Below are 24,337 nucleotides of genomic sequence, written 5' to 3'. Positions count from 1 at the left end.
AAGGCCGTTCAATGATGGCCAATTGAACAGCGCCTTACCAGTACTCGTCAGTTTAATCCCTGGAAGCATTCAGAAACGTCTGCAACTAAAGTGAGAGCGAACCAATTTCCAAATGCGCGTCTAATGAACACTTTGTTCAAGGATGACGGGCACTTCGGTGTTTGTACGACAAGGAGCGCACTCGCCCGATTTGATACAGAAGACCTTCATGTTCCCGATCGACTGGAAAAAAAACCGCTTCGCGTTAGCCGCCGTCCCGCTGCTGCTGATCGCGGGCACTGTCAGCCTTAGCTCCCACGTCGAAGACGCTTTCGCCCAACCGGCCGATGGGGTTCAGACCCTGGTGTTCATGCGCCACGCTGAAAAACCGGCTGACGGTCTGGGGCAACTGACCTGCCAGGGCCTGAACCGCGCCATTGATCTGGCAACGTTGCTGCCGCAGAAATATGGCAAGGCAGATTACGTGTTCGCCGCCAACCCGTCGCGTCAGGTCGAAGAAGGCGCCGAGGATGACGCCTACAGCTATGTGCGGCCGATGATGACCATCAACCCCAGCGCCATCAAACTGGGCTTGCCCATCAATCTGGAGTTTTCGGCCAACGATACACGGCAACTGGCCAACGAGCTGACAGACGACAAGTACCACAACTCGACCGTCTACACCGCCTGGTCCCATGGCTACCTGCCCGAGCTGATTAACACGGTCGCGGGCAAGGCCACCGGAAAAAAAGTCTCGCTGACCGAAGACTGGGCCGACAGCGATTTCGACTCCCTGTATGTACTGACCCTGACCTGGCACAACGGCAAAGCCACCCTGCTCAGCCGCGTCGATAAACAAGGGCTGAACAACGGCGCCAAAGCCTGCCCGAGCTGATCAGGCCAGTGCCTGGCGGGCGGGCGCATGACGGCGTACGGCCCAACTGACGCCACTTAACAGCAGGATCATGGCCAGTGATTCCAGCAACGTCGGCCAGCGCTGCACATAGACAAAGCCATAAAACAGCGCGAACAGTGTTTCAAACACGATCAACTGGCCGCTCAAGGTCAGCGGCAGCCGCCGCGAAGCCGCATTCCACAGCCGGTTGCCAAACCATGAGCCGACGACCGCACACGCCAGATTGATCGCCCAGAACCCCTGCCAGCGGGCGTCACTGACGTCGGCGTGCGCAGCCTCCAGCGACAGCGCATGGGCAACGGCCCAGATCAAAAGCCCCAGCACACCCGTGGTCACGCCCCACAAGCTCGACCATTCACTGCTGGTGAATGAACTGTGTTTCAAGTACCGCGCGTTGGCTGTGGCAAATCCCGTCCAGCACACCAGCGCACCCATGGCACAGGCAATGCCCAGTATTTTTTCAGCCAACGGTTGCCCGGCATCGGCGCCAGACAAGGCCTCAAGGTTGATGCACAGCATCCCGGCCAGCACCAGCAGCAGCGGCCAGATCAGGCGAGTCAGCGGCACGGCCCCCGCATCGCGGCGGCCCAGCCAACTGATGGTCAAGGGCAATACGCCGATGATCAGTGACGCCACGGCGATCCCCACCCACTGCACGGCGGCGGCCAGCAGCATGTAATAAATCAGGTTGCCCAACAGGGCGAGCTTCACCAGTGTCATTACGTCGCGCAGGGTCAGTTGGATCAGCAAGCGCTTGGCGTTGGGCAGTATCAACAGTGCCGACACTGCGCCGTACAGGATAAAACGGGCACAACTGAGGAGCAGCGGACTGAACTCCGGTAACAGCACCGGCACCAAAAACACCCACCCCCACACGGCACCTGCCATGCCGGCATAGACTATCCCGCGCTTCATTACGTATGCTCACAACCTGAAAGAGGCTGCAAGAATAGGCATTCAACGCTTGAGTGACTAAAGAGCATTTGGCATTCAGGCATTCCTTATAGGAATAATCCAACACACTTCCAGCCCACCTGCAGAGTCTGCCCCACAGGAAAACCCGTGAGCCGCTACCTGAAACACTTGCCACCGCTCGACACACTGATCACGTTCGAGGCGGTTGCCCGTAATGGCAGCTTTACCCGCGCCGCAACCGAGCTGTGCCTGACCCAAAGCGCCGTCAGCAAACAGATTCGCACCCTTGAAGATGCCCTCGGACTCTCGTTGTTCGAGCGTCAAGCCCGAGGTATCAGCCTGACCCGCGCGGGCGCCGGCCTGTTTGCAGAAGTCAGCGCGATGCTTGAGCGACTGCAACACAGTGTCAACCGGATCAAGGTGGAACATGCGCCTACTGCCGTGACGGTGCAGTGCACCCACGCCGTGGCACAGTTCTGGCTCTTTCCGCGTCTGCTGGCGTTCAACACCGCTCACCCCGGGATCACGGTCAACATCCACGCCAACAATGGTCTGGACGAGTCGAGTACAGCGGATTACGATTTCTCGATCTTGTACGGTAATGGCAAGTGGTCATCACTGGATGCCCATCTCTTGTTTGCCGAATGCGTGTACCCGGTGGCCAGCGCCGCCCTGCCTGTGGCAGACATTGGCGCACCGTCTGATGTGCAAACGCTGCCCCTGATCGAGCTGGATTCATCCGGCTGGAACTGCATGGACTGGCGCGACTGGTTCCGGCATTTCGCGATTGAGCACACCCCCTCGCCCGACAGCCCGCTGTTCAACCAAGTGACGCTGGCCTATCAGGCAATCATGCAAGGCATGGGCGTCGGGCTGGGCTGGGATTTTATGGTCAGGGACAAAATCGACAGCGGCGTGCTGCGGCGCGTCGGCCCTTATGAATGTATCAGCGGTAATGCTGACTACTTGGCGCACTCTCGGCATAAAACGTTGTCAGAGGCAGCAGTTATTTTCCGACACTGGCTTTTGCATAAAAGCCCGTGCGTTTAATCCTTACGTTTGAATGCTCAAGGAGCTTGCATGAAGATCAATGTGATCGCTGTACCGTTGGTGATGGTGGCAATGCTGGGGCTGGCCGGGTGCGCCTCGCCGAGCGTGGTAACCCTGCAAAACGGCACGCAATACCTGACCAAAGACCTGCCAAAAACCAAAACCAACGACGGCTTCTACGAGTTCGTGGACATTGCCGGCAAGCACATCAGGATCAAGGCTGACGACGTGGCCACCATCAAAACCGACGATTGACGCCCAGGCAACGGCAAGCAATTGCTTGCCGTTGCACAGGTCAGTTCAGGGCATCGAGCATTCGGTAGTAGGTGATCCCGGCGGCAACGTACAAGCGTTGCAGGCTGTGGAACGGGATGCTGCGAATGGGCGTGACCGGGAACGGGAAGTCACTGTCGGTTCCCGCCACGCGCGCCGCCAGGTGCTTGCCCAACATGGTCGACATGGCGATCCCCCGGCCGTTGTAACCCATCAGTATCGACAGCCCCGGCTGAGGCTCATGCAGCTGCGGCAACACACTCTGATTCAACGCAATGCGCCCGCTCCAGCGGTATTCGACGACTACCCCGGCCAGTTGCGGGAACAGCATCACCATCGAGCGTTCCAGATGCGTCCAGTCCCCGGCCCGGGTCGGCTCCGCAAACGGCCCGCGACCGCCCAGCAACAAGCGGCCCTGGGCATCCATCTTGAAGTACAGCAACAGGCGACGCGCATCCGAACACACTTCACCTCCCGGCAAGATGGTCTTGCGCAAGTCAGGGGGCAGCGGACGGGTGGCGATGATGAAGCTGTTGGCCGCCAGTACGGTCTGGCGCAAACCCGGCCACAGGTTGTCGGTGTACCCGTTGGTGGCCAACACCACCCGATCGGCGCTGACCGTGTTGCCTTGGGCCGTGGTCAATTGCCATTGTTGCCCGACACGCCGCAAATCGGTCACCCGGCTTTGGCTGTGAATGGTGACGCCACGGCCCAGCGCTGACTTGGCCAGCCCGCGGGCATAGTTCAGTGGATGCAAACTGCCCGCGCGCGGGTCGACCCAGCCGCCCAGATAATTGTGCGTTCCCAGCCGCTGACATACCGCATCACGGTCCAGAATCTCGGCGGCAATCCCTCGTTGCTGCCATTGCCGGGCCCGGTGTTCAAGCGCTTTCATCGACACGGCGGACACGGCGGGCTGGATCCAGCCTTTACGGCTGGCTTCGCAGGCGATGCTGTACTCGCGAATCAAGGCAAAGACTTCATCGGCTGCCCCTCCGCAGGCCTCGATGATGCGCTCGCCGCGCGTCTCACCGTAACGCTGGAGCAACTGATCGGGGTCGTACTTGAGGCCCGGAATCACTTGCCCGCCGTTGCGACCCGATGCCCCCCACCCGGGTTCGCCAGCGTCCAGCACGCACACGCTGATGCCTGCTTCGGCCAGCCTTAATGCCGTGACCAGCCCGGTGTATCCGGCCCCGACAATGGCCACGTCTACGCGTTTGTTTTCACTGAGCGGCGGTGTCATGGCGCCGGGCCGGGCCGTGGCTGACCACAGCGAAGGCGGCAACTGACCGCTGGAAGCAGATTTCATGAGGCAACCTCGTCCGTCTGGTTCAGCAGACGTCGCAGAAAATCCTGGGTACGCGGGTGTTGCGGGGCGCTCAGCACTGTTTTGGCAGGCCCGGCCTCGACAATGTGGCCGCCGTGCAAGAAACACACTTTGTCCGCGACATCACGGGCAAATCCCATCTCATGGGTGACGACGATCATGGTCATGCCCTCATCCGCCAGACGCCGCATGACCGTGAGCACTTCACCCACCAGTTCCGGGTCGAGGGCCGAGGTCGGCTCATCGAACAAAATGGCTTGCGGGTTCATGGCCAGCGCGCGGGCAATCGCCACGCGTTGCTGCTGCCCGCCGGACAAGACGTCCGGGTAAGCGTCCATGCGGTGGGCCAGACCGACTTTTTCGAGCAGCGCCGTGGCCTGCTTGCGCGCCGCTTGCGGGTGTTGCTTGAGCACGTAAATCGGCCCTTCCATCACGTTTTCGAGCGCCGTGCGGTGCGGGAACAGATTGAAACGCTGAAACACCATGGCCACACGCGTGCGTAACTGATGGATGCTCTTGTCGTTGCGGTCCACGCGCTGGCCGCTGACCAGGATCTCGCCCCGGCTGTAACTTTCCAGGCCGTTGATGCACCGCAACAGCGTCGATTTGCCCGACCCCGAAGGGCCGATCAGGCACACCACTTCGCCTTGCCCGACTTGCAGATCCACCCCTTCAAGCACCGGGACGCTGCCGAAATGCTTGTACACACCCTTAAGTTCAATCATGAGGTTCTCCGCGTCGCGAAGCGTGCTTCCAGGCGACGCAAACCGAAGGACAACGGCAGGCTCATCGACAGGTAAAGCAGGGCCACCAAGGTGTACACCGTCATGTTTTCGAACGTCGAAGAGGCGATCAACTGACCTTGGCGGGTCATCTCGGCCACGGTGATGGTGGACACCAGCGAGGAGTCCTTGAGCATCATCACCAGCGTATTGCCGTAGGGCGGCAAGGCGATGCGGAACGCTTGGGGCAATACCACGCGGCGCATGATCATCATGCCGCGCATGCCGATGGATTCGGCGGCTTCGATCTGGCCGTGGTCGATGGCCTGGATGCCGGCGCGGAAGTTTTCGGCCTGATAGGCCGAGTATGCGATGCCCAGACCAATCACACCCGCCTGCATGGCGCTGAGCTGGATGCCGAAGTCGGGCAATACGAAATAGATATAAAACAGCTGAACGATGATGGGCAGACCGCGAATCACGTTGACCACGCCTATGGCGAACAACGCCACCGCGCGGATTTTGGAAACCATCATCAAAGCGAATACAAGACCGATCAGCGAACTCAGCACGAACGATCCCGCAGTGACTTGCACAGTAACGACCGCCCCTTTCAACAACAGCGGGAGGAAGTCCAACGCGTCCTGGAGAAACATAAGTTACCTGCGAAACAACACATGAAACGGCCCGCAGCAGCGTGCGGGCCGAGGAATCATCAGTTCAGTTTCCACTGCTCAATGATGCGGTCCAACGAGCCATCAGCCTTGATCGCGGCGATGCCCTTGTTCACTTGCGCAAGTGTTTCGGGGTCGTTCTGGCGCATCACGATGCACACATCGCCCACCACGACCGACTTATAGGTGTCCGACAGTTTCAGCCCCTTGGTCTGCTTGGGGTTGGTGGCCATCTGGTACGCCACGATGGGACGGTCGCCGAATGCAGCCTTGATCCGGCCCAACCGCAGGTCGCGCATCATGTCGGCCACCGAGTCGTAGCTGCGCACTTCCTTGAAACCGCCATGCCTGTTCAAGGCATCAATAAAGACCGATCCCACTTGGGCACCGACGATTTCCCCTTTCAGGTCAGCCATGCTGGTATAGGGTTTAGGGTCTTTTTCCTGAAGGATCAGCCCTTCACCGTAGCTGTAAATCGGGTCGGAGTACTGCACGACCTTCTCGCGCTCAGGGGTTTTGAGCATGGCGGCCGAGATCAGGTCGATCTTGTTGGACGTCAATGAAGGAATCAGCGCAGAAAAGACGCTTTGTTGAATATCCGTCTCGAAACCGCCCGCTTTGCCGATCGCTTCAATCGCGTCAACCATCATGCCCTGGGTGTGCCCGCTTTTGATGTCAACGAAGGTAAACGGAATGCCTGTGGCGGTAGCCCCGACGCGATAGGTCGGTGTAGCCAGTACGCTGGCAGATCCCATCATGCCCGCGGCGATTGCACACACGAGCGTGAGCACTTGAAATTTTTTCTGCATGGCGAATCTCCCTGTGGTCGCTTTTATTATCCTGATGGCGCCTTGAAACAGCCTCCGCACCCTCTGGTGTTAAAAGCCGGCATCGACTATAAACAATTTACCTAAATCGTAAAGAGATTTATAAGTATCGGATATCGATATTTATAACGTACATAAACGCCAAGGAAGCGTCATGAGCGAACACAATAACCCCCTTTTCAATCAGTCGTTGGAGAAGGGCCTCGCGGTATTGCGCGGCTTTGGCGCAGCACGGCGAACCATGAACCTGGCCGATATTGCGCAGGTTGCGGGCATTAGCAAAAGCTCCGCCCAGCGAATGGTGCACACGCTCGAAGAGCTGGGCTATATCCGCAAGCATCCGCAAAGCCGCCGCTTCCAGTTAACGCCCAAAGTTATGGAAATCGGCTACAACTATTTAGCCGCGGACACACTCGTTGACGTTGCAAATCCTTACTTGGCGGAACTCAATCAACTCACTGGCGAAACCGTCAACCTGACCGAGCCTGACGGCGTGTCCATGGTGTATGTCGCGCGTTTTGTGGCGCCCAAGTTCATCCCCATTCATATGCCGATTGGCAGCCGCATCCCCATGTACCTCAGTGGCGGCGGACGGGCCTACCTCAGCGGACTGCCTGACGAAGACGTGCACGCGGCCCTGCAAGCCAGCGATATTCGGCCTTTCACCCAGCACACGCTGACCGATCCGGCGGCTATTTTCGAACGCATACAAGCGGCCCGGAGCAAGGGCTACGCCACCAATAAGGAAGAAATGTTCCTGGGGGACATGACCCTTGCCGCGCCGGTGTACGGCAGCCATGGCCTGCCAGTGGCAGCCGTCCACGTGGTGGCGCCCAGCAGCCGCTGGAGCATGGAAGACGCAGAGCTCAAGATGGGCTCGGCCATCGTCCAGTGCGCCCGGGCAATCAGCAACGCCATCAGAACCTTGTAAGGCTTCACTACAGATCGCGCCAGCTTGCGCGGTCTGACACCCCTTGCAGATAAATCAGCCTCCGGATTGGCGTATGATGCGCCGCAATTTCCTCATGTCCGGTAACTGTTTATGTCCAGTGTTTCCTCAGTCAAACCTACACGGGGCTGGTCATTCTGGTGCAAGCCCCTGCTGTTCCTGCTGATAGCAGGCATTGGCCTGTATTACGTCAAGTGGTCACCCTACTACGCCAAAGCCTTTTTGGCGGCAGACAACCACAGCATTGGCGCCTCGATCCTCAACGATAACCAGGGCGAGCCCCTCGCGGCGGCACTGGCGTATGCCCAGGTGTATTTTCTGGCGATCTGGAAAGCCGCCGTTCTGGCAGTGATTCTCGGCTCGCTGATTCAAGTGCTGATCCCGCGCGACTGGTTGCTGCGCCTGTTCGGCAAGGCCGGTCTGGGTTCGACCCTGCGCGGCGGGCTGTTCGCCCTGCCGGGCATGATGTGCACCTGTTGCGCGGCCCCGGTTGCCGCCGGCATGCGCCGACAGAAGGTGTCGGTGGGCGCCGCCCTTGCCTTCTGGATTGCCAACCCGGTACTGAACCCGGCAACGCTGGTGTTCATGGGCTTTGTACTGGGCTGGGGGTTCAGTGCATTACGCCTGGTGGCCGGGTTAGTGCTGGTGATTGGCGTCTCGCTGATTGCCCAGCGCATCTCACGCCCGGAGAGCATTCCTGACGCGGCGCTGGACGCGATCTCCGATGCCAGCCAGGGCAATCAAGACCCGTTCTTGGTGCGCTGGGCGCGCACGTTGTGGCAATTGTTCTGGAATACCATTCCGGTGTATTTGCTGGCCGTCTTGCTGCTGGGCGCGGCCCGCGTGTGGCTGTTCCCTCACGTCGATGGCGCCATGAGCGACAGCCTGCTGTGGCTCGTCCCCCTGGCGATTGTGGGCACGCTGTTCGTGATCCCCACTGCCGCGGAAATCCCGATTGTGCAAACGATGATGGCACTGGGCATGGGCACCGCGCCTGCTGTGGCCTTGCTGATGACCCTGCCCAGCGTGAGCCTGCCGTCGCTGTTAATGCTGCGCAAGGATTTCGACACCCGCGTGCTGGTCAGTGTGGCCGTGATGACCATGCTGGTGGGCATCCTCAGCGGGCTGGTGGGCATGTGGCTGCTCTGAATCAGCGCGCCCTGCACCGTTCCGGCAATTGCTTAATGCCATCATGAAAGCCTTGTTCCAGAGCGGTTAATTCAGTTTTAGTTAAGCTTCAACCGGTACTTTTTTCATTCGGGTCAATGACGGCCCGTTTCTGGCCTCCACCAGAAATCTCTTCGCTTTGCCAAAAGAGGATGAATGATGAGTACCAAGGATAATCAGTCGATAGCTGCAGCCACTGCCACCCCCGAAGCAGCGCTGCAGCACATCGTCGAAGGTTTTTTGCATTTTCATCACGACATCTTTCCGCAACAGAAAGACCTGTTCAAAAAGCTGGCCACCGCCCAACGTCCCCGCGCCATGTTCATCGCCTGCGCCGATTCGCGCATCGTCCCCGAACTCATCACGCAAAGCGCGCCCGGCGATTTGTTTGTCACGCGCAATGTCGGCAATGTCGTGCCGCCCTACGGTCAGATGAACGGCGGCGTGTCCACGGCCATTGAATACGCCAATCTGGTGCTGGGGGTGCAGCACATCATCGTGTGCGGGCACTCGGACTGCGGCGCGATGCGCGGTGTGCTCAACCCCGACAGCCTTGAAGCCATGCCCACCGTCAAAGCCTGGCTGCGCCATGCCGAAGTGGCCAAGACCATGGTTCAAGAGAACTGCGCCTGCGCCAGCGAAACGGACAGCATGCACCGCCTGACCGAAGAAAACGTGATTGCCCAGCTGCAGCACCTGCGCACGCACCCGTCCGTGGCCTCCCGCCTGGCCAATGGCCAGTTATTTATCCATGGCTGGATCTACAACATCGAAACCAGCGACATCAGCGCCTACGACGCCGAACAGGCGGCTTTCAGGCCCTTGAACGACGTGCACAACATCCCTTCTGCGACGCCCAAAGCGCGCTTCTGACCGACATTGACCGCGCCTCGTCCCGGCTGCCCGTCATGCAGCCGAAGGTGGCGTTGGCTTGAACCTGCTTTGGGAGCGTTTCCATGCGTGCTGAACACTTAGGAAAAATCTTGCCCCGCGAGTTGATGGCCTCGGTGGTGGTGTTTCTGGTCGCCCTGCCTCTGTGCATGGGCATTGCCATCGCCTCCGGCATGCCGCCCGCCAAAGGCTTGATGACCGGCATCATTGGCGGGCTGGTGGTGGGCTGGATGGCGGGTTCGCCGTTACAGGTCAGCGGCCCGGCCGCCGGATTGGCGGTGCTGGTCTTTGAAATCGTGCGCCAACACGGCATGGCCATGCTGGGGCCGATCCTGCTCCTGGCTGGCCTCTTGCAATTACTGGCCGGGCGTTTGCGGCTGGGCTGCTGGTTCCGCGTCACCGCCCCGGCCGTGGTGTATGGCATGCTCGCCGGGATTGGCGTGTTGATCGTGTTATCCCAACTGCATGTGATGCTCGACGGCGCGCCGCAGCCCTCAGGGCTGGCGAACCTGACGGGCTTTCCGCACGCGTTGCTGGCGGCGCTGCCGACGCTGGGCGGCGGCCTCGGTTGGCAAGCCGGAGCGTTGGGGCTGGGGACCATTGTGGTGATGGCGTTGTGGGACAAATGCCGCCCGCAGCGTTTGCGATTTGTTCCCGGCGCGTTGCTGGGCGTCGGCCTGACCACCGGGATCAGCCTGCTACTGGAGCTGTCGGTCAAACGGGTCGAGGTGCCGGACAACCTGGCCGATGCCATCGACTGGCTGCGCCCCGCCGACCTGCTCAATCTCGCTGACCCGACCCTGCTGCTGGCTGCCTTCACGGTCGCCTTCATTGCCAGTGCCGAAACCCTGTTATCGGCAGCAGCAGTGGATCGCATGCACAACGGCCAGCGCTCGGACTTTGACAAGGAGCTCAGCGCTCAGGGCGTCGGCAACATGCTGTGCGGCCTGTTCGGGGCATTGCCGATGACCGGGGTGATCGTGCGCAGTTCGGCCAACGTTCAGGCCGGCGCCACCACGCGGCTGTCGGCCATGTTGCACGGCGCATGGCTACTGGCGTTCGTGGTGTTGCTGTCCAGCGTGCTGCAACGGATTCCGGTGGCAAGCCTCGCGGGTGTGCTGGTCTATACCGGGATCAAGCTGGTGGACGTCAAAGCCTTTCGCGGCCTGGCCCGGTATGGCCGCATGCCGATGTTGACCTATGCCGCCACGGCACTGGCGATCATCTTCACCGACTTGCTGACGGGCGTGCTGGTGGGCTTTGCCCTGACGCTGGTCAAGCTGGCCTGGAAAGCGGCGCGCCTGAAAATCAGCCTCACCCCGTTATCAGCCCCGCATGAGATGGAGCTGCGTTTGTCGGGCGCGGCGACCTTCCTCAAAGTCCCCGCGCTGACGCGCACCCTGGGCCGGGTGCCTGCGGGTTCGATCGTGCACGTGCCACTGGGCAACCTCAGTTACATCGACCATGCCTGCCTGGAATTGCTGGAGGAATGGGCGCGGGCCAACGCGGCCAGCGGCTCAAGACTGATCATCGAACCCCGAGGGCTGAAACGTCGGCTGGAAGGACGAACCCGGACCACGGCCGGTCTCGGCTCGACCGCCAACTGACAGTGTTGAACAGGCCTGCCGCGGTCACTGCGGCAGGCTGTTCAATTGACGCCCAGAATCAGGCTGCGGTAATGCCCCGGGTTGGTCCCCGACCATTTGCGAAACGCTTTGTAGAACGAACTGGTGTCGGCAAACCCGAGGTGGGAGGCGATGTCGGCAAAACTCAATTCAGGCTCGGCCAGCCAGCCGATGGCCAACTCCTTGCGTACCCCGTCCTTGAGCCCCTGATACGTCTGCCCTTCTTCGGCCAGACGGCGGCGTAACGTCGAGGCTGACATGCACAGCGTGTGCGCCAGGCCTTCGGTCTCAGGCCACTGCGCAGCAGGCAGTTGTCGCAAACTGTGTTTGATCTGACTGGCCAGGCTTTGCGGGTCGCGGTACTTGACCAGAATATTGGCCGGTGCCTGCGCCAAAAAGCGCTGCAGTTCGCCCTCAGTGCGCTTGATCGGCGCATCCAGGCAATCGGCCGCGAAAATCATCCGCGTGCGCGGGCGCCCGAAACGCAAATTCTCTGAAAACATCACCGCGTAATCGTCGCCATGCTCAGGCGGCGCACACCGCAGCTCGATGGCCAGGATCGGAATCCGCCGCCCGACCAGCCAGCACGCCACCCCGTGCACAATCATCCAGTACGTAAAGTAGGTGAAGGCCCGCGCCGGGTTGTCGTCAGGCTCGTGCAAGACAATCTCGGCCAGGCTCTGGCGCCGCACCAACGTGGCGGGCAGGCGTTCGAGCATCAACGACAAAAAGCCCAGCACCAGCTCCAGGCCCTGCACCAGCGTGGGCTGTGCCATGGCCGCACGGCACATGAACGCCAGGCTTCCGGCGCGCAGCTTGCGCGGGTCCATGCCAAAAAATTCATCGTCCAGACGCTGCGCCAGCAAGCGCCACATGCGCGCATAGGTGTGGGCAGGCACGCGGCCTTCGGCGTCTTCCAGCAGCGCCGGATCAACCCCCACGGTGCGCAACACATCCTGCATGACGAGCGGCGAAGCGCAGCTTTGCAACAGCGCTTCGCGCACCAACTGAATGGCGATGGTGTCTTTGTTCAACATTGGCCTTGATCCAAGCCTGATGGTGTTTAACTGTGGGCCATCTTAAGCAGCGTGGATCAAAAAGCCAGCGTTGATCAGCGTTTATCCACCGTGGTGAACTCGCGACACTCGGCCATGCTGGCCGGGATGCTGGCCTCATCGGTGAAGAACTGCTGATACCACTCTCGCAGCTGGTACACCGGGCCGTCGCCTTCCGCCAACACCGGGTTGTTGACGCGAATCTTGTGGGTCCAGATGTCCACGTCCTGATAGAACGAGTCGCGGTTGCGCTGCACGTAATCGATGGCCAGCGCTTCGTTTTGCGCGTCACTCCAGCCCGGCACTTTTTTCACCATGCAGCCAAAGCGCAATTCGAAACTGTTGGGACCGATCGGCACGTGGCAGTTGAGCAGGATGGACTTGATCTCCTGACCGTCGAACATGGCGCGCATGCGGGTAAAGTGCGTGGCCGGGCCGTAGTACGCCGATTCGGCGACCAGATCACCGCCCAGGCGCTCGGAGTCGCCATGGAAAATCTGCTGGGCAATGTGGCCCTGAAAAACGTTGTGAAAGTACTTGGTCGGTGTGCCGTGCACCGGGCCGAAATGCTGCGCGTCCACCAGGTTATCGACCAGCTCGCGTGGTTGGGTGTTGATGATCAGTTTGTCCATGTGCCAGCTGTGCAGCCACTCGTCACTGTCCATCTCGGGCAAGTGCGGGATCACCACGTCTTCGGCGGGCGGCTTGCCTTCGGGGTTGTTCCACACGAACAGCAGCTTGTTGACTTCACAGGTTTGCCAGGCGCGGGTTTTGGCTTTGGGCGGGATGCGCTTGCAGTAAGGGATTTCCACGCACTTGCCGCTGGCGTCGTATTGCCAATGATGGAACGGGCAGACGATGCGGTCGTTCTCAATCGTGCCTTGGGACAAGTCCGCGCCCATGTGCGGGCAGTGCGCGTCGAGCACGCTGATCACCCCTGACGCAGTGGAAAAAGCCAGTAGCCGGGTGCCGAAAATGTTCAACGTATGCAGCTTGCCATCACGGAACTCGTCCGCTTCACCCAGGCAATGCCACCCCCGTCCGAAGCGCGGCGACAGGGCATTTTCGACGTGGATTTCTGCGAGCTTAGTCATTTTTATTATTCCTCCGGTTAAAGGCCACGGGACCTGCCCGATGATCTTCAACCAGGGCGGGCGCGGGTTCATCGTTCAGATGGACTAGAAGCCGCCCCTCACCCCGGCTCAACCTTTGGCTACCACTGCACAATCGCGTGCTCACGTGCAAAAGGCTGGCAATGAATGGTCTTGCGCTGATGATCCACCGCCGCAGGATCGGTGGCCAGCCACAGCATCACCGCCGCGGGCACCTCGGGCGGCGCTGACCCTGCCCGCAGGGCGATCACACCCTTGTCGCCAATGGTGGCCCGCAAGGCGTCTGTGGTGACCACCCCCGGATTGAGCGTATAGGCGCGGATGCCCTGCTCCCCCAACTCCACCGATAAAATCCCCGACAGCCTTGAGACCACCGCCTTGCCCGCACCATAGGCATAGCCCCAACCGCCCTTGCCCGCCGCCACGGGCGGGTCGCTTTCGCCTGCACCGGAGGTCACGTTAATCACCACCCCGCCGCCCTGCTCCAGCATCCCGTCGACCACGGCGCGGGTCAGCAAAAAGGGCGTCATCACATACCCTTGAAACACCCGTTCAAGGGTCGTCGGGTCCAGCGCCATAAAGGCTGCGTTCAAATCGCTGCCCTGATAAATGGCGTTATTGATCAGCACATCCACCCGGCCGTATTCAGCAAACACCGCCTTGCTGGCAGCCAATACCGACGCGCTGTCGAGCAAATCCATGGGCACCACCAGCGCCTTGCGACCCAGCGCGCGGATCGCCTCGGCGGTGCCGTTCAGACTGCCCGGCAACGGCGTGCCGTCGGGGTTTGACAACCCATGGGTGTGGCGCTCACCTTCTTCCACGCTGCGGGCGCTGATGGCCAGATCAAACCCGGCACGGGCAAACGCCAACGCGGTTTCACGCCCGATGCCACGGCTGGCACCGGTCACAAATGCGACTTTATTCATGGCAATTCCTTGGGTTTAAAACCGTTGTGGACGCGCCTTGGCATCCATCCCGCCATCGACAAACAGCACGCTGCCGGTGATGAAACTGGCCTGCGGCGATTGCAAAAAGGCCACGGCCTGCGCGATTTCGGCTGGGTCGCCCGCACGCCCCAGCGGCGCCACAAAGTCGCGCACCGCCTGACCGAAGCGGGCATCGTCCTTGGCGGCCTGGTGCAGCGGCGTCTCGACAGCGCCGGGGGCGATCACATTCAGGCGGATGCCCTGGGCGGCCCATTGCACCGCTTTGCGCCGCGCATCGCAGGTGACGGCGTATTTGGAGCCCGCATACGCGATGTGCGGCTGAGCCAGGGCATCGGCCAACGCCAGCGCCTGCGCTTCATCCCCTGCCAACAGGGCGGCCACCATCGGTTGTTGCTCAGCGCCGGCGTGGGTTGCAGCCACCGAACCGATCACCAGCGCGGCCGGTTGCGTGCCTTTTGACAGCGCCTCGGCCAACCCGTCGAGCAACTCACTGACGCCAAAATAATTGACCGCCAGCACCAGGCTGCTGGACGACGCGGTCACCCCCAGCCCGGCGCAACACACCAGCCCGTCCAGCACGCCCTCGCACTGTTCCAGCACCTGCGCCACCGCGCCTTGCCTGCCTGCTGTGCTGGACAAGTCGGCGATCACGTCGGCCTGGGCGCGATCAATCCCGATGATGCGATGACCGGCTGCGCGCAACACCTCACACACGGCCGCGCCGATCCCGGATGCAGAACCGCTGACAGCTGTAACTGGCATAGGGTTTTCCTCGTTAAGTGCAGGCCCTTGTCGGCCTGATGGGCATTGAGCCGACGGCGATATCCCACCTCGCCGTCCGCTCGCGAATACATCAGCCGCTCACGCCGTCTGGCGAAGGGGCCGGGGCAGTTTCGGGGCCAATTGCGGGGCGGGCACCAGCACCTTTTCAGGCGTTCGCAAGGCGCACTTGGGCTTTCCCAGCGCGACCACGCTGTTCAGCAGAATCCTCACCAGCTCGGTCTGGCGTCGCACGCCGGTCTTGGAAAAGATCGAGCGCAGGTGAGCCCGAGCAGTGTTGCGCCGGATGTTGAGGTTTTCGGCGGCTTCTTCCAGCGACAAACCATTGGCCAACTCCATCGCCAGTGCCGTTTCGGCCTTGGTCAGGTTGAACAGTTGCTTGGTCACCACTTCGCTGGCCAGCGACTTGCCCACCGCGTCGCGGATGTACACCACAGCGGCGGGCTTGCTTTTGCCCTCGGCCCATTCCAGCGACGGGATCGCCTCGACCACCACCCCAAGGCTGACCTGACCCGATGGCCGGGTGACGGACATGGCGTCCGCGGTGACCCCGCCCTCGCGCACTTCAGCGCTGAACGCGTGTTTGACGAGCCGCTGCAACTCGCGGTTGTCACTCGGGTAGGTGGCCTCCAGACGCCCGCCCACCAGCTTCAGGCCATCAGCGCTGCTGAGGATTTCTTCGGCAACCGGGTTCAGGCGCAGTACTTTGCCGGTCTCATCCAGCACGATGGTGGCCACGGACAAGCGGCTGATGGCCTGGGAATACAGCTCGCTGATGGACTCGCTGCGGTCCAGCAGGTTGTGCATGTGCAGGGCGCGGCGCAAATGCGGCAAAAACATGCTGCACAACGCGCGTTCAGAGGCTGAAAACGCGGGGGAAGATTTAGGCCGGGTGATGCGAAAACGCAGCTTGCCGCCATCGGGCGTCGAGATATCGGCCCCCATCACGTGGTACACGTTCTGCGGCCCGCAATACGCCTTGAAATACGCCGACGCCACCCAGTCGGCCTCGCTCATCAAGTCTTCGACCGTGAACACCTGATCCAGCGCCTGACCGGTAAACGGTGTGTTGGTTTGCGGGTAGGTCTGATACGTGAGTTCGCCTTCGCCTTCAATGTCCCCCGCCACGATCATCAGGCCGAGGTCAGGCTGGTCCGGCACGCGCAGGATCAGCGTGGCGTAGTTGGCCTTGAACATCATGCGCACGGCGCACAAGGTGCGGCCCATGACTTTGGGGTCCAGGGCGCCGTCATAAAAGCTGCCGACCATATGATCGTAATCGTTCAATTCGAGCCCCAGGTCGGCCAGGGTCTGCGGGTTCAGGGTCACTGTATCCATGGACGTTTCCTCGCAATGGGCGCGGTTCGAGACCTGCCCTTTTTTATTGTTATTGTTGCCAGTCGACACGCGCGCGAGCGCCTGTCAGGTAATCCGTAACACCTTGCAAAGCCGGCTCAGTGTGGGGTCAACGCCGAACACTGTGCAATCACGCCATAGGCTTTGTTTCATCGATTTGTGATGTCTTTGGCAGCGACGCTGGGTTTGAGCGGGTAATGCCCGCACGCGCCTTCTTTGGCACGCTGTTTGACCTTCACCAGTGGCCGTCCGAGGTTGAACCAGGCCGCCAGCGCCGGGAGCAGGAAGATCGCGCCCAGCACGTTGACCAGAAACATGAACGACAACAGCACGCCCATGTCGGCCTGGAACTTCAAGGGGGCAAACGCCCAGGTACACACGCCGATGGACATGGTCAGCGCCGTGAACACCGCCGCCGTTCCGCGCTGGCACATGGCTTCATAAAAGGCGGTGCGCAGGTCCTTGCCGTCGGCCATTTCATGCTGGATGCGCTCATACAGGTAAATGCCGTAATCGACCCCGACCCCGACCCCGAGTGCCATCACCGGCAAGGTGGCGACTTTCAGGCCGATGCCCAGCGTGGCCATCAGCGCATTACACAGGATCGCGACAATCGCCAGCGGCACCAGAATGCACAGCACCGCGCGGAACGAGCCGAACGTCAGCCAGCAAAACAGCGCCACCGAGCCAAACAGCGCCGCCAGCATCACCACTTCGGCCTGCTTGACCGCGTCGTTGGAGGCCGCCATCACCCCGACATTGCCCCCCGCCAGCAAGAACTCGACGTGTGGGCCTTGCACGCTGGCGATGATGCGTTTGGTTTCGTCGACCACATGGCTGACGGTGGCGCCCTCGTGGTCGGTCAGAAACACCAGGATCTGCATGCGCTGGCAGCCTTCGGTCACCAGACCGTCGTCCGGCATGTACGCGCGGGCGCCCTGGCTCAGGCCGCGCTCGGAACCGGGGATCGCTGACCAACGCGGGTTGCCTTCGTTATTACCGGCAATCACGTTTTTACTCATGCCTGCCACGCTCTGCACCGACTGCACGCCCGGCACGCTGCGAATCTGGAAGTCAAACGACTCCACAGCGCGCATCACTTCGGGCGCCAGGCACCCTTCGTCAATGCCCTTGACCTGCACGAACACCGACATCACGTCCAGACCGATGGAATAACTGCTGATGATCTTCTGGTTGTCCTGGTTGTAGCGCGAATCCGCCCGCAGTTCCGGCGCGCCGAGGCCGATATCGCCCACCGCCAGGTCCCGGGCTTTATAGGCGCCGATGCCCAATAACATCAGGCTCACCGCAAATACCGCCATCGCCGGGCGCGGCTCGGCCAGGGCCGACAGCCGCCACCACAGCGCATGTTTGCCACGGGCTTGCTGGCCCTGGCGCAGCGCACTGCGCTCAAGGCTCAGGTACGACAGGATGATCGGCAGCATCAGTTTGTTGGTGATGATCATCAGCATCACGCCGATACAGGCCGTCACCCCCAGCTCGTGGACGATGGGAATGTCGATCAGCATGATCACGCCAAAGCCCAAGGCATTCATCAGCAACGCCAGGGAGCCGGGGATGAAAATCTTGCAAAACGCACTGTGCGCCGCCTGAACCGCCGAACTTCCGGCCAGCACGTCCTGTTTCCAGGCATTGGTCATTTGCACGGCGTGGGACACGCCAATGGAGAAAATCAGGAACGGCACCAGAATCGACATCGGGTCGATCCCCAGCCCCAACAGCGGCAGCAAGCCCAGCAGCCAGACCACCGGCAACAGGGCCACCACCAGCGCCACCAGCGTCAGGCGCCACGAGCGCGAATACAGCCACAGCAACAGGCCGGTGATGACAAAGGCAATCACAAAGAAGCCGATCACCGTGTTCAGGCCCTCGACCACGTCCCCCACCAGCTTGGCGAAACCGACGATATTGATCTCAATGTTGTCATTGCCGTATTTGCCGCGAATGTCCTCCAGGCGTTGAGCGACCTCGGCATACGACACCGACTGGCCCGTCTTGGGGTCGAGGTCTTGCAAGTCGGCGCGGACCATCGACGACCTGAGGTCATTGGCCACCAACCTGCCGATTTGCCCCGAACGCCCCACATTGCTGCGCACCTGGCTCAGGTCATCGTCCGACCCGGTAAAGCGCGGCGGCACCACCACGTCACCGAAAAAACCGTCTTCGGTGATTTCGATGTAACGCACGTTGGCGGTGAACAGCGACGTGACACTGGCGCGGCTGACGCCATTGATGAAAAACACGTCATCGGTGACTTTGTTCAGGGTTTCAAGAAACTCGCGGTTGTAAATGTCGCCCTCACCCTTCCAGCGCACGCTGACCAAAAAGCGGTTGGCGCCGGTGAAGTACTGGCTGAAATTGAGGAAATTGACCATGTATTCATTGCGCACCGGGATTTGCTTGTTAAACCCCGGATCGAGCCGGGTGTGCGTGGCGCTGTACCCCAACGCCAGCGTCAGCAAGACAAACAGCGCCAGCAGGGCTTTGCGCCAGTGGATCAGCAGGTCGGCGGTGCGCTCGACCATGCGCGTGACAGTGGACTTGGCAACGTTCATTTGGCGCCTCTCATTGAGCTCGCGCAGCAACGCTGCTGTCCGTGCCCTGGAATACTCCGCGTTCGCCGCCCACCAACAGGCGGTTGGCCCCCACCAGCACGGCCGAGGTCAATGTCCCCAGCCCCGACAGACGAGTGGCGCTGACCAGTTGGCCCTGGCCATCAAGGCGCACCATCGAACTGCCTGCACCGACGATCAGCACACCCTCGCCATTGGGCAATAGCGCATGCCCATAAAGCGGCAGGCTGTTGCCCACCGCGACCTGTTGCCAGGAATGGCCGAAATCCCCGGTGACAAAAACATGCCCGCGCATACCGTAGGCCACCCAACGTTGCGCGCTCAAGCGCACCACGCCAAACAGCGAGCCGTTGTAGAACGGTGCCAGGGTTTGCCAATGCTGGCCGGCATCGTCGGTGCGCATCACCAACCCTTGTTCGCCCACCAGCATGCGCCGACCGTCCGGCCCGCCGTCCATACCATTGAGGTGGGCACTGTCCACGCTCAATTCGGCGGTTTGCCAGGTGCGGCCTTCGTCGTCGGACTGATAAAACTTGCCGAAGCTGCCAAATGCCAGCACATGCGTGCCGCCAGCGCTCCAGATCCCGAGCAGCGGCTCACCCAGCTCGCTGTCGTGGCGCACCTCCTGCCACTGAGCGCCCCGATCGGCCGAGCGCAGAATCCAGCCGTCATGGCCAACGGCCAATAAGTTGTCATCCGCCAGTGCCACCACGGCCGTGAGGGTCAGGTCGCGCTGCGGCTGAACCGTCGCGGGCTGCCAGGACACGCCCTGATCATCGCTGAGCAAAATCGTCCCGCGCTCGCCCACCGCCACCACGCGCTGGTCGAGGTAGAGCATGCCGTTGATTTGCAGGCGATCCGGGCGCAGCGGCTCGGCGGTGACGTCCAGGGCTTTGCGGGGGGCGAAGGTAAAGCCGATGGTGGCCGCGACGATCAGGCACACCAGATAACCGATCATCGAGCGCATGGTCGAGACCTCGTCACACGAGGCAGTAGCAGGGCGAATTGCATGCGGCCAGTCCTCTTCTTTTTATAGTCGTGGATGCTCTGGCGAACTCAGCGGCGAGGTCGCTGGAACCTGGCCCCGATCATCGGACTGGTCAGTCACAGGCACATCGTCCAAATGGCCTAGCAAGGGTTTGAAACAGCGCGGGTGGCCGTTACGGTCGGTAACGGCCACCGCTCACGGGGCAGATCAGATCAGGCGCTGGATCTGTTTGTGACGCCACACCAGACGGTAGTAGGCGGTTTGCAGGGCCAGCATGGTGAGGTAGGTGATCGGAAAAGCCATCCACACACCTTGCAGCCCATAGTGCGCATCGAGCAGGTACGCCACCGGCAGTTCCACGCCCAGCACGCAGAAAATCGTGATCCCCATGGGCACCAGCACCACGCCACTGGCGCGCATGATGCCGCCCACCACCGCCTGAAAGCCAAAAAACAGAAGGCTCCAGAGCATGATGTGCAGCAGGTGTTCGGCCCGTACCCGCGCCTCGGCATCGGTGATGAACAAGCCGAGCAGCCAGTGCGAGAGCACATAGCCCAGCAGCACCAGCGCACCGGTCAACCACAGGTTGATGGTCAGCCCGGTGCGCAGGATCGGCCCGATGCGTTCGAGTTTGCCCGCGCCAATCGCCTGCGCCCCGAGGATCGAGGCCGTAATCGCAATCGACAACGCCGGGAACTGCACGTAATTGACGATTTGCGTCACCGCGCCGTAGGCCGCCGTGGCCTGCGAGCCGTGGCTGTTGACCAGGGCCAGAATCACCAGCTCCGACAACGACAACACCACCATCTGCACCCCGGTCGGTAAACCGATGCGCAACACCTTGCCCAAAATGGCGCGATCAAGACGCAGCGCGGCCCACAACTCACGGTCTGGCGCCATCACGCTGTTTTTGTGACGCAGGCGCAGCCCGAGGAACAGCATGGCCAGCACGTTGCCAGCCAGCCCGGCGTAGGCGGCACTTTGAATGCCCATGCGGGGCAACCCGGCCCAGCCGAGAATCAGCGCCGGGGTCAGCAACAGCCCCACGGCGGTGGACACCATCAGCGCCAGCAACGGCGACACGGTGTCGCTGACGCCGCGCAACAGTTGGGTAAACAGGATAAACACCAACAGCAGCGGCATGATCAACATCATGATGCGCGCATAGGCCACGGCATCGTCCAGCACATCCGGCGGCGTGCCCAGGCCTTGCAGCGCGGGTCGCGCGAACAGACCGCCCAACACCGCCGCAATCAAACCGATGACTAAACCCAGGGTCAGCGTGGCGCCGGTGATTTTCTTCACCATCGTCGTCTCGCTGGCGCCCCACGCCTGCCCGATCAACACAGAGGCCCCGGCGCCCAGGCCAATCACCAGGGCAATAAAGAAGAACACGATCGGAAACATGCCCGACACAGCTGCCAGCGCCTGAGTCCCCAGCATCTGCCCGATGTAAATGCCATTGAGCGTGCCGGAGAAACTTTGCAGGAAGTTGGACAGCACCATCGGTGCCAGAAAAATCAGGTAGATCTGCCACAGCGGCCGTTGTGACGGGGAGCGCATAACCGGTTGACCTCAAAATAAAGCAATGAGGGGTTATACCGTAAATGGCGCGCAAAGGGCGGGTTGCGGGCCATCGCGGCGGGCGCAGGCGTTACGCCGCGTGGATCAGCCCGCCCCGCACGTGAGGCTGTTTCAGGTGAGTTCAAACAAACCCGCCGCACCCATGCCGCCGCCAATGCACATGGCCACCACGGCAAACCGGGCGCCGCGGCGTCGGCCTTCCAACAGCGCGTGCCCCACCATGCGCGCCCCCGACATGCCAAACGGATGCCCGATGGAAATGGCACCGCCGTTGACGTTCAAGCGCTCGTTGGGAATGTGCAGCGCGTCCCGGCAATGCACCACCTGACAGGCGAAGGCCTCGTTGATTTCCCACAGATCGATGTCCGAGACCGTCAGCCCGAAGCGCTTGAGCAATTTGGGGATGGCGTAGACCGGCCCGATGCCCATTTCTTCCGGGGCACAGCCGCTCACGGCTATTCCGCGGTACACGCCCAGCGCTTCAATCCCACGCTGCCGGGCTTCGGCGCGGCTCATTAACAGAACTGCCGAGGCGCCGTCAGAAAATTGCGACGCGTTGCCCGCCGTCACGAACTCGCCCTGCTGCACCCAGTGGCCGTCTTTCCACACCGGTTTGAGCGCGGCCAGATCGGCCAGCGTGGTGGACGGGCGATTGCATTCGTCGCGGTCGGCCACGACGTCCTGATGCCCGGCCGGCTGGCCTTCTTTATCAAACAGCAGCTTGCGCGCCGCCAACGGCACGATTTCGTCAGCAAACAGACCTGCCGCTTGGGCGGCGGCCGTGCGTTGCTGGCTTTGCAGCGAATACGCATCCTGCACCTCGCGGCTGATGCCGTAACGGCGCGACACGAGCTCGGCGGTTTCCAGCATCGGGATATACGCCGTCGGCATGCACTCAATGACGGCTTGGGACTGCGCGCGATAGGTGTTTTTGTATTTATTTTGCGTCAGGGACAGCGACTCGACGCCCCCGGCCACAGCAATCGAAAGATCGCCCGCCAGGATGCCATTCGCAGCGATGCCGATGCTCATCAGCCCCGACGCGCACATGCGGTCTATCGCCATACCGGGCACCGTGTCGGGCAAGCCGCCGGTGTAGGCACACAGGCGACCGATGTTGTAGCCCTGGGTACCCTGCTGCGCCGCCGCGCCCATGATCACGTCCCCGACCGCGCCCGGCTCGATTCCGGCCCGCTCGACCACCGCGCGTACGACATGGCCGCCGAGCACAGGCGCCTCGGTGTCATTGAAGGAACCGCGAAACGACTTGCTCAACGCCGTCCGGGCAGTGGAAACGATCACGACATCATTGGCATTCATGCACAGGCTCACTGTTCAAGAGGGTTGAAGGTGTAACGGCTGATGGTGTCCACCACACAGCCGGGGCGATCGCTGCCCTCGATTTCGACGCTGATGCGCACCACCGCTTGCAGCGTTTGGCCCAGGGTTTCCACGCGCAGGATTTCACCGTGCCCGCGCACCCGCGAGCCGACCCTGACGGGGGCCGGGAAGCGCAAGCGGTCGCTACCGTAGTTCACTCCCATGGCCAGGTTGGCGAACTGCATGAGCTGCGGCATAAACAGATTAGCCAGCGCCAGGGTCAAGTAACCGTGGGCGATACACGCCCCGAACGGCCCCGTGGCCGCGCGTTCGGGGTCGACGTGAATCCACTGGTGATCGCCCGTGGCTTCGGCAAACAGGTTAATGCGCGCCTGGGTCAGCAGCAGCCAGTCGGTGCGGCCCAAATCCTGCCCCTGCGCCGCCAGCAACTGCTGCGCATTGGTAAACAACTTACTCATGCGCGACTCCTCAGGCTTGCTGCGAACTGACCGGCAACACTTCACCGACCATGTACGAGGCGTAGTCACTGGCCAGAAACACCATGACATTGGCCACTTCCCAGACTTCAGCGGCACGGCCGAAGGCTTCGCGGCTGGCCAGTTGTTCCAGTAAGTCATTGCTGGAGGCTTTCTTTAAAAACTCATGCAAGGCAATCGACGGCGCCACGGCGTTGATGCGCACCCCGCTTTCGGCCGCTTCCAGCGCGCTGCAACGGGTCAGGGCCATGACCCCGGCTTTGGCGGCGGCGTAATGCGCCTGTTCTTTTTGCGCTCGCCAGCCCAGTACCGAAGCGTTGTTGACAATGGCCCCGGCGCCGCGTTTCTCCATGTGCGGCAGCATGGCGCGGGTCATGCGCATGGTGCCGGTCAGGGTGATATCCAGCACCGATGACCACTGTTGATCGGTCATGTCCGTCAGGCGCACCTGACCGCCGAGCCCGGCGTTGTTAATCAGCACATCGACACCGCCCAGCGCGTCTTCGGCGGCGGCGACCAGGGCTTGCACCTCGGCCTCCACGGTGACGTTGCACAGCTGCCCGAACACGGCCTGCAACCCGGTTTCGGCCTTAAGGCGTTCAACGGCTTCTTCGAGGCGGCGCGGATGAATGTCGGAAATCATCAAGGCGCGACAGCCTTCTTCGGCGCAGCGTTTGGCGGCGGCATAACCGATGCCTGCGCCAGCGGCGGCGGTAATCAGAATGGACTTACCGGCCAACAGTTGATGGCCGGGAACATAGGGAGGCGCCTGTTTCATGGTTG

The 24,337-nt window shown here is 61.5% G+C and carries 23 protein-coding genes; 7 read left to right on the top strand and 16 right to left on the bottom strand.

What is annotated here, in order from left to right; translation table 11 throughout:
* Positions 1-208 precede the first annotated feature (208 nt).
* On the top strand, positions 209-874 hold the full coding sequence (locus IF654_RS10590) for a histidine phosphatase family protein (protein ID WP_047274763.1): 666 nt from the start codon (positions 209-211) through the stop codon (positions 872-874).
* Here IF654_RS10590 and IF654_RS10585 read toward each other — a convergent pair whose 3' ends face one another.
* Complete coding sequence (locus IF654_RS10585) at positions 875-1,810, bottom strand: DMT family transporter (RefSeq protein WP_194862495.1); 936 nt, start codon at positions 1,808-1,810, stop codon at positions 875-877.
* A 147-nt stretch (positions 1,811-1,957) separates the two neighbouring features.
* Between IF654_RS10585 and IF654_RS10580 the strand changes: the two genes are divergently transcribed.
* Together IF654_RS10580 and IF654_RS10575 are read left to right on the top strand one after the other, a co-directional pair.
* Complete coding sequence (locus IF654_RS10580; RefSeq protein WP_094988110.1) at positions 1,958-2,860, top strand: LysR substrate-binding domain-containing protein; 903 nt, start codon at positions 1,958-1,960, stop codon at positions 2,858-2,860.
* 30 nt (positions 2,861-2,890) lie between these two features.
* A complete protein-coding gene (locus IF654_RS10575) occupies positions 2,891-3,115 on the top strand; it encodes a YgdI/YgdR family lipoprotein (protein ID WP_047274766.1) in 225 nt (74 codons plus the stop codon).
* Positions 3,116-3,155: 40 nt separating this feature from the next.
* Here the strand turns inward: IF654_RS10575 and IF654_RS10570 are convergent, their stop codons facing one another.
* Genes IF654_RS10570 through IF654_RS10555 form a run of 4 tightly spaced genes read right to left on the bottom strand, consistent with a single transcriptional unit; the run spans position 3,156 to position 6,668 of the window.
* Positions 3,156-4,445: an NAD(P)/FAD-dependent oxidoreductase gene (locus IF654_RS10570; RefSeq protein ID WP_047274767.1), complete on the bottom strand. Its 1,290-nt coding sequence runs from the start codon at positions 4,443-4,445 to the stop codon at positions 3,156-3,158.
* Positions 4,442-5,188, bottom strand: a complete 747-nt coding sequence (locus tag IF654_RS10565) for an amino acid ABC transporter ATP-binding protein (RefSeq protein WP_194862496.1) — start codon at positions 5,186-5,188, stop codon at positions 4,442-4,444. The genes IF654_RS10570 and IF654_RS10565 overlap by 4 nt, the downstream gene beginning before the upstream one ends.
* Entirely contained in the window at positions 5,185-5,841 is a 657-nt protein-coding gene (locus IF654_RS10560; protein ID WP_047274771.1) for an amino acid ABC transporter permease, read from the bottom strand. The genes IF654_RS10565 and IF654_RS10560 overlap by 4 nt, the downstream gene beginning before the upstream one ends.
* A 59-nt stretch (positions 5,842-5,900) precedes the next feature.
* Positions 5,901-6,668, bottom strand: a complete 768-nt coding sequence (locus IF654_RS10555; protein ID WP_047274773.1) for an ABC transporter substrate-binding protein — start codon at positions 6,666-6,668, stop codon at positions 5,901-5,903.
* A gap of 172 nt (positions 6,669-6,840) precedes the next feature.
* On the opposite strand from IF654_RS10555, the gene IF654_RS10550 reads away from it, so the two are divergent.
* The 4 genes from IF654_RS10550 (at position 6,841) to IF654_RS10535 (ending at position 11,300) form a co-directional block, all read left to right on the top strand.
* Complete coding sequence (locus IF654_RS10550; protein WP_047274775.1) at positions 6,841-7,617, top strand: IclR family transcriptional regulator; 777 nt, start codon at positions 6,841-6,843, stop codon at positions 7,615-7,617.
* Positions 7,618-7,728: 111 nt separating this feature from the next.
* A complete protein-coding gene (locus IF654_RS10545) occupies positions 7,729-8,784 on the top strand; it encodes a permease (protein ID WP_047274777.1) in 1,056 nt (351 codons plus the stop codon).
* Between the two features lie 177 nt (positions 8,785-8,961).
* Positions 8,962-9,675: a carbonic anhydrase gene (locus IF654_RS10540; protein WP_047274963.1), complete on the top strand. Its 714-nt coding sequence runs from the start codon at positions 8,962-8,964 to the stop codon at positions 9,673-9,675.
* A gap of 83 nt (positions 9,676-9,758) precedes the next feature.
* A complete protein-coding gene (locus IF654_RS10535) occupies positions 9,759-11,300 on the top strand; it encodes a SulP family inorganic anion transporter (protein ID WP_094988113.1) in 1,542 nt (513 codons plus the stop codon).
* A gap of 41 nt (positions 11,301-11,341) precedes the next feature.
* Here IF654_RS10535 and IF654_RS10530 read toward each other — a convergent pair whose 3' ends face one another.
* The 11 genes from IF654_RS10530 to IF654_RS10480 all read right to left on the bottom strand — a co-directional run bounded on the left by IF654_RS10530 (position 11,342) and on the right by IF654_RS10480 (position 24,332).
* Positions 11,342-12,355, bottom strand: a complete 1,014-nt coding sequence (locus tag IF654_RS10530; RefSeq protein ID WP_047280574.1) for an AraC family transcriptional regulator — start codon at positions 12,353-12,355, stop codon at positions 11,342-11,344.
* A gap of 74 nt (positions 12,356-12,429) precedes the next feature.
* A complete protein-coding gene (locus IF654_RS10525) occupies positions 12,430-13,467 on the bottom strand; it encodes a Rieske 2Fe-2S domain-containing protein (RefSeq protein ID WP_047280573.1) in 1,038 nt (345 codons plus the stop codon).
* 119 nt (positions 13,468-13,586) lie between these two features.
* Complete coding sequence (locus IF654_RS10520) at positions 13,587-14,414, bottom strand: SDR family NAD(P)-dependent oxidoreductase (RefSeq protein ID WP_047274785.1); 828 nt, start codon at positions 14,412-14,414, stop codon at positions 13,587-13,589.
* A gap of 15 nt (positions 14,415-14,429) precedes the next feature.
* Entirely contained in the window at positions 14,430-15,197 is a 768-nt protein-coding gene (locus tag IF654_RS10515; RefSeq protein ID WP_047291405.1) for an SDR family oxidoreductase, read from the bottom strand.
* 99 nt (positions 15,198-15,296) lie between these two features.
* On the bottom strand, positions 15,297-16,553 hold the full coding sequence (locus tag IF654_RS10510) for a helix-turn-helix transcriptional regulator (RefSeq protein WP_047277127.1): 1,257 nt from the start codon (positions 16,551-16,553) through the stop codon (positions 15,297-15,299).
* Between the two features lie 167 nt (positions 16,554-16,720).
* Positions 16,721-19,147, bottom strand: coding sequence for an efflux RND transporter permease subunit (locus IF654_RS10505; protein WP_194862497.1), 2,427 nt, complete (start codon positions 19,145-19,147; stop codon positions 16,721-16,723).
* A gap of 10 nt (positions 19,148-19,157) precedes the next feature.
* Positions 19,158-20,132: a WD40/YVTN/BNR-like repeat-containing protein gene (locus IF654_RS10500; RefSeq protein WP_047274792.1), complete on the bottom strand. Its 975-nt coding sequence runs from the start codon at positions 20,130-20,132 to the stop codon at positions 19,158-19,160.
* A 228-nt stretch (positions 20,133-20,360) separates the two neighbouring features.
* Positions 20,361-21,716 (bottom strand): MATE family efflux transporter, encoded by a 1,356-nt coding sequence (locus tag IF654_RS10495; RefSeq protein ID WP_047274794.1) that lies wholly within the window; start codon positions 21,714-21,716, stop codon positions 20,361-20,363.
* 132 nt (positions 21,717-21,848) lie between these two features.
* Positions 21,849-23,057, bottom strand: coding sequence for an acetyl-CoA C-acyltransferase (locus tag IF654_RS10490; protein WP_194862498.1), 1,209 nt, complete (start codon positions 23,055-23,057; stop codon positions 21,849-21,851).
* 8 nt (positions 23,058-23,065) lie between these two features.
* The gene (locus IF654_RS10485; protein ID WP_094988115.1) at positions 23,066-23,536 is read right to left on the bottom strand and encodes a MaoC family dehydratase; all 471 of its coding nucleotides are present in this window, start codon (positions 23,534-23,536) and stop codon (positions 23,066-23,068) included.
* A 10-nt stretch (positions 23,537-23,546) separates the two neighbouring features.
* Complete coding sequence (locus IF654_RS10480) at positions 23,547-24,332, bottom strand: SDR family oxidoreductase (RefSeq protein ID WP_047277140.1); 786 nt, start codon at positions 24,330-24,332, stop codon at positions 23,547-23,549.
* Positions 24,333-24,337: the final 5 nt, after the last annotated feature.

This window comes from Pseudomonas lundensis, from assembly GCF_015377145.2.
In the GTDB taxonomy this organism is placed as follows: domain Bacteria; phylum Pseudomonadota; class Gammaproteobacteria; order Pseudomonadales; family Pseudomonadaceae; genus Aquipseudomonas; species Aquipseudomonas lundensis.
The sequence above is the reverse complement of the archived record's forward strand: the minus strand, read 5'-3'. Positions and strand labels throughout refer to the sequence as shown.